At 38.8% G+C, this 13471-nt stretch carries 13 protein-coding genes; 1 reads left to right on the top strand and 12 read right to left on the bottom strand.

All coding sequences use genetic code 11. From position 1 onward, the window contains the following. Positions 1-95 precede the first annotated feature (95 nt). The 12 genes from MWJ95_RS07050 to MWJ95_RS06995 form a co-directional block, all read right to left on the bottom strand. Positions 96-2012 (bottom strand): stage V sporulation protein D, encoded by a 1917-nt coding sequence (locus MWJ95_RS07050; protein ID WP_249104870.1) that lies wholly within the window; start codon positions 2010-2012, stop codon positions 96-98. 57 nt (positions 2013-2069) lie between these two features. Beyond that, positions 2070-4265, bottom strand: coding sequence for a penicillin-binding protein (locus MWJ95_RS07045; protein WP_249073229.1), 2196 nt, complete (start codon positions 4263-4265; stop codon positions 2070-2072). Then, entirely contained in the window at positions 4262-4627 is a 366-nt protein-coding gene (gene ftsL2, locus MWJ95_RS07040; RefSeq protein WP_249073230.1) for a cell division protein FtsL, read from the bottom strand. The genes MWJ95_RS07045 and ftsL2 overlap by 4 nt, the downstream gene beginning before the upstream one ends. Further along, positions 4628-5578, bottom strand: coding sequence for a 16S rRNA (cytosine(1402)-N(4))-methyltransferase RsmH (rsmH, locus tag MWJ95_RS07035; protein WP_249073231.1), 951 nt, complete (start codon positions 5576-5578; stop codon positions 4628-4630). A gap of 60 nt (positions 5579-5638) precedes the next feature. Continuing rightward, positions 5639-6070: a division/cell wall cluster transcriptional repressor MraZ gene (gene mraZ / locus MWJ95_RS07030; RefSeq protein ID WP_249073232.1), complete on the bottom strand. Its 432-nt coding sequence runs from the start codon at positions 6068-6070 to the stop codon at positions 5639-5641. 201 nt (positions 6071-6271) lie between these two features. Next, the gene (gene bshC, locus MWJ95_RS07025) at positions 6272-7888 is read right to left on the bottom strand and encodes a bacillithiol biosynthesis cysteine-adding enzyme BshC (protein WP_249073233.1); all 1617 of its coding nucleotides are present in this window, start codon (positions 7886-7888) and stop codon (positions 6272-6274) included. 239 nt (positions 7889-8127) lie between these two features. After that, positions 8128-8523 carry a DUF3397 domain-containing protein gene (locus tag MWJ95_RS07020; RefSeq protein WP_249073234.1) on the bottom strand — a complete coding sequence of 132 codons (396 nt, stop codon included), beginning with the start codon at positions 8521-8523 and terminating at the stop codon, positions 8128-8130. Further along, entirely contained in the window at positions 8520-9422 is a 903-nt protein-coding gene (locus MWJ95_RS07015) for a ketopantoate reductase family protein (RefSeq protein ID WP_249073235.1), read from the bottom strand. The genes MWJ95_RS07020 and MWJ95_RS07015 overlap by 4 nt, the downstream gene beginning before the upstream one ends. A 348-nt stretch (positions 9423-9770) precedes the next feature. Continuing rightward, positions 9771-10148, bottom strand: a complete 378-nt coding sequence (locus MWJ95_RS07010) for a transcriptional regulator (protein ID WP_249073236.1) — start codon at positions 10146-10148, stop codon at positions 9771-9773. A 110-nt stretch (positions 10149-10258) separates the two neighbouring features. Continuing rightward, positions 10259-11026, bottom strand: a complete 768-nt coding sequence (locus tag MWJ95_RS07005) for an enoyl-CoA hydratase/isomerase family protein (protein ID WP_249104868.1) — start codon at positions 11024-11026, stop codon at positions 10259-10261. Positions 11027-11189: 163 nt separating this feature from the next. After that, positions 11190-11363: a 50S ribosomal protein L32 gene (rpmF, locus tag MWJ95_RS07000; RefSeq protein WP_010858320.1), complete on the bottom strand. Its 174-nt coding sequence runs from the start codon at positions 11361-11363 to the stop codon at positions 11190-11192. Between the two features lie 24 nt (positions 11364-11387). After that, positions 11388-11921 carry a YceD family protein gene (locus MWJ95_RS06995; RefSeq protein ID WP_249073238.1) on the bottom strand — a complete coding sequence of 178 codons (534 nt, stop codon included), beginning with the start codon at positions 11919-11921 and terminating at the stop codon, positions 11388-11390. Positions 11922-12116: 195 nt separating this feature from the next. Between MWJ95_RS06995 and MWJ95_RS06990 the strand changes: the two genes are divergently transcribed. Continuing rightward, complete coding sequence (locus MWJ95_RS06990; protein WP_249104866.1) at positions 12117-13328, top strand: nucleotidyltransferase; 1212 nt, start codon at positions 12117-12119, stop codon at positions 13326-13328. Positions 13329-13471 lie beyond the last annotated feature (143 nt).

The raw sequence follows: 13471 nt of genomic DNA, 5'->3' as shown, positions 1-13471 counted from the left end.
TTCTTCTTAAAGAAAAAAGCACAAACTTTCATGTATTTATTACTACCCTTCATAATAATAGTGGTTCTTTCCCATTTTTTAAAGGTAAAGTTATATTAGTTTTCTAAATAAAGATGAATGGTGCCGTCTTGCTTGATAACACTATCCACTTCAGGCAGTTGATTGCCAATTTTAGTTCCTTCTCCATGCCATTCAATGCGGAATGGATATTGTTGCTTGGCAATATCGTCCTTCGTTTGACCAATAAAATTAGGAACCTTCACAGTGATTGGGTCACCCCAACGATAATCCTTTTCAAGCTGTTCCTTCGATTTTTCAATGCCAACAAAAGGTGCAATATCTTCAATAATTTGACCAACGATTGGAGCTGCTACCACACCGCCAAATTGGGTTGCCTTTTTCGGGTTATCTACTGCTACATAAACGACGACTTGCGGATTATCCGCAGGTGCAAAGCCGATAAACGATACGATATATTCGCCTTCTTTATAACGACCATTCTCTACCTTTTGTGCTGTACCTGTTTTGCCGCCGATTCGTAATCCATCTCGGTAAGCTTGACGTCCTGAGCCCTTTGCAACAACAGATTCTAATGCACCCCGGACCTTTGCAGACGTTTCCTCGCGAATAACCTGCTTTTTAACTTCCGGTTTAGTCTCTTCTATAACTTCTCCAGTATTAGGATTAATAATTTGCTTCACAACATATGGCGTATAAAGCTTGCCCCCATTTACTGCAGCGGCTACTGCTTGCACTTGTTGAATTGGTGTAACAGCAACACCTTGGCCAAATGAAGTTGTGGCCTGCTCAACAGGTCCAAAAGCATCCTTGGAAAATAAAATCCCTGAAGCTTCTCCAGCGATATTAGACCCAGTTTTTTTACCAAAGCCAAAATCTTTAACATATTGTAGTAGTTTTTCATTGCCGATTCTCTGACCTAATTCTATAAAACCTGGGTTACAAGAATTTTCTACAACTTCAAGGAAGGTTTCAGAGCCATGACCCTCACGTTTCCAACAACGCAATCTTGCTCCAGCAACCATTGAATAGCCTGGATCATAAAAAGTATCCTTCTCTAAATCCACAACATTTTCTTCTAAAGCAGCACTAAGCGTTATAATTTTGAACGTTGATCCGGGCTCGTATGTCATCCAAACTGGTAAATTCCGATTGTAGATAGCGGGTTCTACCGTTTGATATTCTGCTGGGTTGAAGGTTGGATAGGAAGCTAATGCTAAGATCTCGCCATTGTTTGGATTCATAGCAATCGCCATTGCTTGATCAGCATCATAACGCTCCATCGCCTGTGACAATTCACGTTCAACGACCTGTTGAGCATCAACATCTATCGTTAGCTCGACCGTAGCACCATCTTCGCCAGCCTTCCAAGCACTTTTTACGTTCGGTAAATTATTCCCTTTCGCATCTGTAAAGATCCGTATTGCAGAAGAATTAGCCTGTAACAATTTATCGTATTCATATTCAATCCCTGCTAAACCTTGTGCATCATAGCCTGTGAAACCTAAAAAACGAGATAATAGGGTACCGTATGGGTAATCCCTTGAATAATCGACACCACTATATAATCCCTCAATCTGCATACCTTGTAACTCTACGGCTTTTTCATAGGGAATATTTTTCCCTTCAGGTGCCAGCTTTACTAAGTATTCTTTTTTCTTCATTTTTTCCAAAAGCTTTTGTTCATCTACACCCAAAACTTGTGCAATTTTTGCCGCAGCCCCTTCAATATCCTTACTTTGAGAAGGCATAAAATATAAAGTTGGCGCGAGCTTATTTGTGACGATATTTTTCCCTTTACGGTCAGTAATATGTCCTCGCTCATTGGCAAATGGAATTTCTCGGTCCCAATTCTCTTCGGCTTTCTGTGTCAGTTCTTTTTGATCTAAAACTTGCAAGAAGAAAAGCCTAATAACAATCGCAACAGCTACAAACATAAACAATACGTATAAAATACGTAAGCGCTTTTTGGAATGGATAGAAATCCACTTCATTCGACATCACACCTTGTTTTTTACAACGTATGAAATAAAGTGGGCTTCTATTCAGATTTATTCAGTTGGTTCACCCTCGGATGGGGTCTCTACATCTTGCTTAAAGCTTTCCGCTGGCGTTTTCAGCTTCACCACAATCGGTGAACGATCTGTAATTACGGTACCTGCCGAGACGCTCTGATTCGCAACAAATCCTTCTCCAACAACTTCAATTTCTAAATTTGCCATTGTCTTAAAGGCAAGTACATTACGCAACGACCAATTGGTGAAGTCTGGTAATGTCACATCACCCTCTGTCTTTAAAAACACCAAGTTACCTTTAACAAGTTTTTGAGGACCTTTTGGATATTGGTCAATAATTTTACCGCCACTACCAACAATAATTGGCTTTAGCCCATCGTTCGATAGCTCTACTTGTATAGCTTCAGCACTTTTACCTGTATAATCTTGGATTGTTGTATCGTCAACATGCTTTACATCTTCTGGATTAACATTTAAATATTTTAAACTATTTAACATAACTGGTTTAAATACTTTTGAAACTGGTACAGCGCCGGTTTTTGTCTTTGGTCTTTTTACCGAGACATACATAATGAGCTGCGGATTATCTACTGGAGCCATTCCTAGGAATGAATAAAGATACTCGTTTGCAAAATAATCACCATTTCCTAGTGGAATTTGAGCAGTACCTGTTTTCCCTGCAACTACATATTCATCAAGGGCAAAGTCCACCGCTGTTCCTAACTCAGCTGTTAACGTAGATGCAAGAATTTCTTTTACTTGTTTCGCCGTGTCAGCTGAAACTGGTTTTCCCTTAACAATCGGCTCATGCTTTTTAATCGTTTTTCCTGTTGAAGGATCAACGATACGATCTATCACATACGGTTGCATCATTTTCCCGTCATTCGCAATCGCTGTCATTGCTTGAATTAACTGAATAGGCGTTACCGTAGAACCTTGGCCGAACGCTGTCGTCACTCTTTCAATTGGATATTTCGATAAAAGTTTTCCCGATGCTTCATTCGGTAAATCAATACCTGTTTTCTTCCCAAACCCAAATCGATCTAGATAATCAAAAAAGACATCCTCACCAATAAGCTTTAATAAGTGTGCCATTGCAGTATTAGATGAACGTTGGATGCCTTGTAAATAAGTAATCGTACCCCAACCAACTTTATTGTAATCTTTAATCGTACGATCAAGGACTCTATATTGGCCTGACATATACTTTTTATTTGGATCCCACGCCCCGGTATCAATAGCCGAAGCGAGCGTGAACGTTTTCATCGTCGAACCTGGTTCAATGGTCTCTTCAATTGCCTCATTTAGCCATTTCATATTATTCCCTTCACGTGTATCAGGATTAAACGTAGGTCGCTGTGACATTGCTAGAATTTTACCAGTTTTCGGATCTGCCACAATAGCTGTCATCGCTTCAGGGTTATATTCCTTCTCAACCGACGTCATGGCTTCCTCTAAAAAGCTTTGAATTGTTTTATCAAGCGTTAAATAAATGTCATCGCCATTTTTGGCGGGTGTCACCATTTTTTCGCTATTTGGTAATAAATAATGGAACGCATCTGTTTCATATTCAACCTTACCATCTTTTCCTGTAAGCTCTTTGTTATAAGTAAGCTCAAGACCCATCTTCCCTTTTGTCGTGAACGTACGATCCTTATTTTCCTCTTTTATTGCAAAGCCAATTAAGTGCGAGGCAAATATTCCATTTGGATAATAACGTTTTAAATCGTTTACAAATAAAATCCCTGGTAATTTCTCCGCTTTAATTTTACTCATAATCTCATGACTTATTCCTCGGCCCGCACTTCCAAATTCAACTTGATAAGGCTTTTCCCCTTTATTATTTACCCTAGTAAGCTGTTTATAGATTTTTTCTTCGTCCATAGCAGGAATATATTCATGTAATATTTTCGCAGTTTTTTTTGGATCTACTACATGTCGAGGGTTTTTGTCATCCGTCGTAGCCTTTTCACTGACGATTGCGATTAGTCGATAACTAAGTGTATCCTCCGCGATGACTTGTCCATTTGTATCATAAATTTTCCCGCGATTTGCTGCTATTACACTTTCTTTGCTATACTTCGCAGCTGCTCTTGCCGCAAGCTCTTGTCCTTCCACTTCACCTGTCGCCTGTAACATAAACATTCTTGAGAACAATAGAAAAAAGAGCCCTCCATAAAAAATTAATAATAGAAAGGCTCCCCACTGGAATCGAAATCTCTTTTTTTTCATTCTCCCGGCACTACCTTTACATTTTTCTCATTTTGAGTTAAACCGAGTTCTTTAGCTTTTTTCCAAATGTTTTCGTATGTAGAAAGTTCACTCACACGAACTGTCAAGTCAACATTCTTTTTTGTAATCTCTTCTGCTTCAGCTTCGATTTTTTGAATGTCCATGCTAGTCGTTTGAATTGCTGCTTGCTTATTCAAAACTAGTACCGATAATACAGCAATAATGCTAACTAAAACAATTAGCATTGTTTTTTCAAACTTCTGGTTCGTTTTTTTACGACGTATGATAGTGGGTTGTGGACTAGGGGGTGTTATCGGTTGTTGCACTTGTTGTTGCTGCTGCCTTACACGAACTGCTGCCATTTACTCACGCCCTTTGTCGTTAATTTTCTCAACCACTCTAAGCTTTGCTGAACGAGCACGATTGTTTACAGCTAATTCTTCCTCAGAAGGAACAATTGGCTTTCTCGTAATAAGCTTTAAAGTTGGCTTCATGTCATCAGGAATCACTGGTAAATTTGGTGGTAATTCCGGTAATGATGACGCTTCCTTAAAAATAGTCTTGCATAGGCGGTCCTCCAATGAATGGAACGTAATGACACTAACGCGTCCACCTACGTTAATCATATCAATCGCATCGACTAATGAATCCTCTGCCGCGCCTAGCTCATCATTAACAGCAATTCGTATTGCTTGGAATATGCGCTTCGCTGGATGTCCACCTTTACGGCGGGCCGCTGCTGGAATACCCTCTTTAATAAGTTCTACAAGTTGGCTGGTTGTTTCGATAGGTGCCACCTTACGTGCCTCTTCGATTTTACGAGCAACTTGCTTTGAAAACTTCTCTTCTCCATAACGGAAAAATATACGTACTAAATCTTCATACGCCCATTCATTCACAACATGGAATGCTGTAAGTGTCGCTGTTTGATCCATGCGCATATCTAGAGGTGCATCATGGTGATAACTAAAACCTCGCTCTGGTGTATCTAGTTGTGGTGAAGATACGCCTAAATCATATAAAACACCATCTACTTGCTCAATACCGAGCGCTAATAGCTCTTCTTTTAAATAACGGAAATTCGAATGAACAAATGTCACACGCTCAATATATGGCGCCAATCGAATTTTTGCGTTCTTAATAGCTGTCATATCTTGATCAAAGCAAATTAAACGCCCTTTTTCAGATAATTGTTGTACTAAATATTCACTGTGTCCTGCGCCACCTAACGTACAGTCCACATACACACCATCAGGATCGATGTTCAACCCATCAACTGTTTCTTTTAATAGCACGGTTGTATGATCGAACATACCACTTGCTCCCTTCAGGCCTTAACTTCATACAATTGACACTTAAGTGTCTAAAAAAAGTTAAAAATCAAAGCCAATCATATTTTCTGCAATTTCATTAAAGGATTGTTCCGACTCACTAAAGTAAGCTTCCCAAGCATCTTTCGCCCATATTTCAATTCGATTCGAAACTCCTAAGACGATACACTCTTTCAATAGATGTGCATGCTGCATAAGAGTCGAAGGAATATTTATGCGCCCCTGCTTGTCTATCTCTACTTCCGTTGCGCCAGAAAAGAAAAACCTTGCAAAAGCACGTGTATCCTTTTTGGTCATCGGTAAGTCCTTTAATTTTTCTTCGAGTTTTCGCCATTCATTCATAGGATAGCCAAATAAACAATTATCAAGTCCGCGTGTTACAACAAATGTTTCGCCTAAAGCTTCACGAAATTTTGCGGGCACGATTAATCGTCCTTTTGCATCAACAGAGTGTTGATATTCTCCCATGAACATGCTATTCACCCCACTTTATTAAATAATGTACCACATCCCCCCACTTTCCTCCACTTTTTTTAAAAAAAACTTGACATTTTACTAATTAATGCGTGAATAGACCTTTAAAAAGTTATTACACCTATGCTAAATGACATAAAAAAGAGCTACCCTTAGTAGGATAGCCCTCTATTTACTACTTAAATCGACATTATTCACCAACTATAAATAAATGAAGTAATGGTGATTACCAACGCTATAATTTTGTTTTAGCAGTTCAGTAATGAGCATTGGTCCAAACTCATTAAAATATTGATATGGATTATAAGTTCTTTCCTGGAATCCTTCATTTGGATACAACTCATTTTGTAGTGTCATAAATTTGCGGATCGTCGTTTCATGCTTTTGAAGAACCGTTTGTTCTACCTTTTGTTGTAAATAATCAAATTGCTTAAGATGATTCTCTTTATTTTTCACAAGAATTTTATCTAGTAATAGATGTTGCTCTTCTAAATAAAGCTGAAGGGCATCATACTTTTCCAACAACTCTTGCTGCATCATCTGAATTTGACGCTTCACTTCAGCATCCTGTATTTCAGCAATAAACTGTTCTTTCAGCTGTAACGCTTTCCCATCCCAAACATCTACAACATTTAAACGATATTCACGTAAAAGTTGTTCTACGTGACGCGTGATAATCGTGATATGAAGACGAGGAGCAAAAATCGGCATTTGTAAGCCTAACACCGCGAATGCATCCTTTAATGTCGCCCAGTACGCAAGCTCTCCCGGTCCACCAACAAATGCTAGTACAGGCAATGTCATTTCCTGCATTAGCGGTCGCGTCACAACGTTATTACTTAACTGCTCCGGATGCTTTTCAGCAATTTTTAAAACTTCTTCACGGGATAGTTTAATATTTGCAGCTAGATTGACAAATTGCTGATTTTTTCTTTCTAAAAGATGGCGCTCCCCATCTTCTACATAGAATAAATTCGCCGCTTCTTTTGTTGCTAAAATAGGATTGCCATAGCCCGCACGTTCTAGCTCTGCTTCTTTTTCTGTTACCACTCTAGCAATTTCTTCATTTTTATGAATGATACGTGTAAAATGCTCACGCTCATATTGACGGAATTTAAAGTCCGCTGCATCAATCATTAATAAACCTTCATCTTTAAACAATTGGTTCATAAGTTGCGCAAAGAAGTCCGTAAATGTTTCACACTTATTAAGTGTTTCCATTAGTTGTTTAATAAGTATTTCAGTGAATTCTGTTTCGCCCATATCTTTCGCAATCGTATTTATTAATTGCGTCATTGTTTCTTTGTTTATACTTGTTTTAGAAGCCATCGTTTTACGTCTTGAACGTTCGCCGTAAACACGTTTTTTAATATCTTCACCACGTACTGTATACGTATGGTTAATTTCCTCTAGATCATGATCTTCACCAGCTATCCAAAAGACAGGAACAACCGGTCGCTGAAGTTTTACACTTTGCTCTTTCGCTAACGCAATGACCGAAATTGCCTTATGCACCGAGTAAAGAGGGCCTGTTAAGATACCCGCTTGTTGCCCACCGACAACTGCAACAGCTCCTTGCTCCAATTGCTGCAAATGTTCATTCGCTTTCTTTGATAAACCGAGCGGCTCCATAAATTGACGTATAATGGCTGTTAATTCTTTTTGATCATATGCATGTTGATCTAAATATTGCGCTCGTTTTTCAAAAGATTTATCGTTAAATTCGTATTCAAAAAACTCATGGATGGCAGTATTTGGCGACCAATAATCCGCTAGCAAACGATTTTTTATGGGTACTTGGATTGACTCCAGTTTCATTTAACACAAACTCCTCTACCTAAATCATCTTCTTACTCTTCATAAGCAAACCTAAATAAAATAATTCCTTTAACCATTAGAACGTTTATTCAACATGCACATCCCTAGATTCGTAAAAACGTAATACGTTGTCGTACATTGGAATTATATTTAACTTTTTGCATATAGAGCGATTACTTAAAAACAATATTTAATGCTATTATTTTAACGCTTATGGCTTCAACATGAAAAGAAAATGCTTAGACGGCCTGTAGATAGTCTATAACAGATCGAATAATACCCACTATACAGATACCAATATACGCCGTACTTAGTACTAAAAATTGAAACCGCCAAATTTTCCTAAGTAACGATCTCACTTCAATTTCTTTTTTCGTTCGCCAATCAATATATGTAAAAATCATTGCCATCATTATCGCCAATGTTACCAATATCACACTAACATTGACCTTCCACAGTACACCAATTGCTAGTGGCACCGAGAAAAACAAACACAATGTTGTCACGTCCGATGCCATTCCAAAAGCATGAGTGCCTCGAATTTTAATCTTTCGACCAATTAAATAGACCATCGCAAAAAGGAGAATTGGACAAAAAATGATGCTACTTATAATTATATGTAAAAATTCTTTCAACGTCTTCCACCGCTCTCCTCTATCGCAAGTACTTGGTGATATAAAGTGCGTAAAGTAGGCAAATCACGACCTCTTGCTAGAGCTTTTTCTAGCACTACCCCTACAATCGTGTCAATTTCACTTTTCCTTCCTTGCATCCGATCCGCTAGCATGGATGAGGTATTACTTGCTGTTTTTTCACATAACTCTATCACCTTGAAAAAAGGTATGATTTGTTCTATGCCTTCAAAAGCAACCGTTAATTCTTGATAGATCGTTTGCATTAATAAAAACGCATGCTTATTCGTTACTAACTCGCCATTCTTCACTTGCAATATAGCCGTTAACGGGTTAATTAAGCAGTTGAATACAGCTTTCTCAAATAACATTTGTTCAGCATTAACAACCAATTTAACTGGAAACAAGGGATTTTTCAATTGTAAGAAATCGTTAAACGCAACAGTATCCCCTCGCTCTATCGCAATTTTACAAACACCTACACCTCTATGTTGCACGGTTGACTGATCTATCATTTGAGCACCAAATGACACAGAGCAAAAGGCAATATTTTTTTGTGGCAAACGCAATGCTTCGTCAAAATGCGCTAAACCATTTTGCATAAACAACAACGACATTGTACTTGGTAAAGCAGACAATTGTCCGTAAAGCTCTTGTAATTGACCGTACTTCACAGCAACTACCATTAAATCTTGCTGTGGTAGCTCCGTTAATTTCGTAGTGGATGTAACTTGTTGTAAAGTTTTCGTTCCATCAACATTCACTCGCGTTAAATGCTTCGCATTCAGTTCATCTACCTGCTCCTGCCTTCTCGCAACCAACGTTACAGACACTCCAGACTCCGCTAAAAAACTTGCCGTTAACTGACCAACAGCCCCTGCACCAATAATTGCTACATTCACAATACATTACACCTCCCACATTTACAACGGACAAACAACATAAGAGAACGCCCTCCTAAACGGTACTATCGCAAGGACACCATAGCCCATTATCCGACTCTCTTTCTACAGAAGGAGGTGCCTTAGAATAATCTCTAAGGCACCTCCTATGCAGGTTCTTTTATTATACAGGATTGACTAAATGTTTACGATAATATAAAAAAATTGAAACTTAAATCAGTGGCTTTTCGCAATGATGTTTATCAATCTTCACCAATCGGAAACTGCGCATCATTATGTTTTAGTTCAAATTTATATTTTTTCTAAGTATTACTCTACAGCACTTTTAACTTTCGTCAGCTTCCTTTTTTAATCTTTCATTAAAGAATACCCTTGTTGCAACCACTTCACTAGTTTATCATGCTCATTTTGTAATTCGCGGTGCCTTACTTCAAGACTTTGATAGGCTTCTGTTAATTCATCAAAGCTTGTTAACGCCAATTTCAAATGGCTTCGCATAGATTGTTGCGGCTGATTCCGTACTGCTAGTAGTGACTGACTATATTGACTACGTAAAGTTTTATTCCAACGGAAACCACATGCTTGTTTTGTTCGACCTAGTTCAGTAGCAGCCAACTCAAAAGCTTCTAGCTGTGTTTTGCCATTTTGTACATTATGCAACACAATTTCTGCTAATCTTTCATCGTCTTCCTTTGTCCATTGATCTTTTCTTTTTTTCAATTCCATAATCTATCACCCTCGCATTTTTTACTACTATATGCATGAGCGAGCAAAATAGAATCATCGAAATAAAAAAGACAGTGACTATGTTTCGTTATAATCACTGCCGTTATACATTATTTATTGTTTTTCTTTGTTAGGAAATTAGCAACTGCCTCGTGATGAGCTTCACTTTCCCACAATTTCGCACATGTACGAACTTCCTCCATAACACGTTCATACATATTACGCTCACGCCATTTACGAAGTTCAATTTCTTTATAAGCCTTATGAACAGAAGGATGAATTTTACGCATATGTTCGATAAACTCATTCAACGCCGATTCTTTTGAACCTTCAAAAACACGCATTGCCCAACCAATCTCATATAGTAATTCAGCCGGATAAGGCTTCGCATCGACTAGCATCTTCATCGCACGATCATGGCGTAACCCTCGTTCAAATAAGTATGTACCGCCTCCCCAGCCACTCGTAATCGCTAATGTCCCCTGTATAAAACCACACTTCGCATGACTTGCTACTAGACGAAAATCGCAAGCTGTTGCAATTTCGCAACCTCCACCAACTGCCGTTCCGTTGATTAACGCAATCGTTGGCACAGGCAATGTCGCAAGGTCATATAATATTTCACCCATCTTACCTAACATACCAAATGCTTCATCCTCTGTTTCGAGTGAATGGAATTCAGATAAATCGCCTCCCGAGCAAAATGATTTATCCCCTGCACCCGTTACGACTAAAAAACGTACATCATCATGATTTCGAATATATGTAATGACCTCTTGTAGCCCATCCATAACCTCATCATTAACTGCATTCCGTTTTTCTTCTCGGTTAATCGTAAACGTCATAATACCTTCTTTGTTATCAATTAAATACGCCATACCATTTCCCCCTTTGTCCCGATGGATAAATTGTATCATACAATTATTATAGTACTATATATCTTTTCATTATTGCCAAAAGATTCCGTCTTTTCTAATCAACAAAAAGGCTAGTAAAGAGCCATGGTCTCTCTACTAGCCTTTTAAGTGAGCAAACACTGTATTATTTGCTAACTACTTCTTTACCTTTGTATTGTCCGCAAGCTTTGCAAACACGGTGTGATAATTTAGCTTCACCACAGTTTGGGCAAGCTACCATACCAGGTACAGATAGTTTGAAATGCGTACGACGCTTTCTTTTTGCAGTTTTAGAAGTTCTTCTAAATGGTACAGCCATTGATGGCACCTCCTTACAGATCGTCTATTCGTCTGTTTGATCAAAATACTTAGCTAATGTAGCAAGTCTTGGATCCACTTTTTGTTCATCAGCTTTTTTGTGTAGTTCAACGTCTTCATCCGTTGCGTAAGACCAGTTTTTGCCACCTTGCACTTGCCCTTCAGAATTCTCCTTGAACACTTGCAAAGGTACCTCAAGAAGCACAAGCTCCTCAATAACCGGCTTCATGTCGATTACTTCACCATCGAGATAGTGAATATCTCCGTCATCTTCCTCTCGTTTTTCCTTGTCAATCCAGCTGAAAACTTCAACTGTCTCAACTTCGATAGGAAACTCAACGTCTTCCCACGTGCGTGCACATGGTAATGTTAACGTCGCTGTCACAGTTAGCTGACATGTCATTTGCGATGCACCGAAAGTACATAGCCCTTTTACATGAATGGGCGAAATTGCTCGAATATCCTGGTTTCGCTCCATCACCTCGTCCAATTGGACATAGGCATCGATTGGCATCCCGTCTTGGCGGTACTTAGATAATTGATGAATTGACCATTTCATTCGTTTAATCACCTCGAGACAACACTGTTGATTATATAATGTGTAAAAATAGATGTCAAGATAATTTCTTGTCACCACAATAAAACCCACCTATAATTAACTATTATAAATCGTATATTTGCTCCAAACCGTTCTAGTAAGAAAAAGCTCCATAGAAGAACGAAAGCAAATGATATTAATAAAGGGGGCTTAAATTTGCAAGCAGTCGGAATAGTTGTTGAATACAATCCTTTTCACAACGGACATGCCTATCATTTGGAACAGGCAAAAAAAGTAGCACACGCGGATATTGTCATCGCAGTCATGAGTGGGAATTTTTTGCAACGCGGTGAACCAGCCATGGTCGATAAATGGACACGCACAAAAATGGCTCTCGCAGGTGGTGTGGATATTGTCATTGAGCTACCCTACGTTTATAGTACCGCACCTGCAACTGATTTCGCAAAAGGAGCAATTTCCTTACTATCTGCCGTTGGTTGCGATTCTTTTGCATTTGGAAGTGAAGATGGTTCCATTCAACCCTTTATGAATACGTTTCAGCTTATTAATAGTCATCGCACTGAATATAACGCTTTTATTAAAGAGAGCCTTAAAACGGGTGCAAGCTATCCTAAAAGTCTACACTATGCCTATGAACAGCTTTCTCAAAAGTTCCCTGCCACATACATTGATTTAGGACAACCAAACAATATACTTGGTTTTCATTATATTGAGGCTGCCATGTCACTAGGTAGTGACATTAAACCTTTAACGATCCCTCGCATTGTTGCAGGTTACCATGACGCTTTGCAAGAAGGGGCATCCATTGCTAGTGCCACAGGAATACGCAAGGCTTTAGCAACAAACAATACGCTACAAAGCGTGCAAGATTTTCTCCCTAAAGCATCATTTGATTATTTAGCTGATTGGCATGGGAAATATGGTGAATTTGCAAGTTGGGAAACTTTTTGGCCTTTTTTACAGTTTACACTTATTCGCCACACACCACATGAACTTACGCGCTACGCTGAAGTATCAGAAGGCATTGAGAATGCTCTAATTAAGGCAGCGAAAACGAGTCATTCATTCAGTAGCTTTATGGAGAAAATCAAATCAAAACGTTATACATGGACGCGACTTCAACGTATGCTCACACACATTTATACCGGGTTTACAAAGGAACAGTTGCAAAGCTTTGACACACCATCTAGTATACGTTTACTGGGGATGAGTAAGAAGGGACAGAGCTATTTAGGCATGCATAAAAAAGATATCCCTTTACCTTTAATCAGTCGTGTTGCAGCAACGGATGACGCTATGCTTGCTGTAGATATTCATGCAGCAGAGGTATACAATTTAAGTATTGAACAAAGAGCAAAAGAGCACAGTCTCCCAAAAGATTATCAAACACCACCGATTCGGTTTTAAGTAATATAAGAATATAAAGGATGCCAGAGAAAATTCTTCTAGCATCCTTTTATGTTGTTGTAAAAAATGATCAATGAATGTCGTGGCTCTTTAAATGAGGGCGATTTCCATTCCGGGCTACTCGCTTTCCCACGGGAGTCGAG

Origin of the sequence: Lysinibacillus sp. Bpr_S20 (assembly GCF_023337835.1) — a bacterium.
Classification (GTDB): Bacteria; Bacillota; Bacilli; order Bacillales_A; family Planococcaceae; genus Lysinibacillus.
This window is presented reverse-complemented; position numbering and strand designations above follow the sequence as displayed.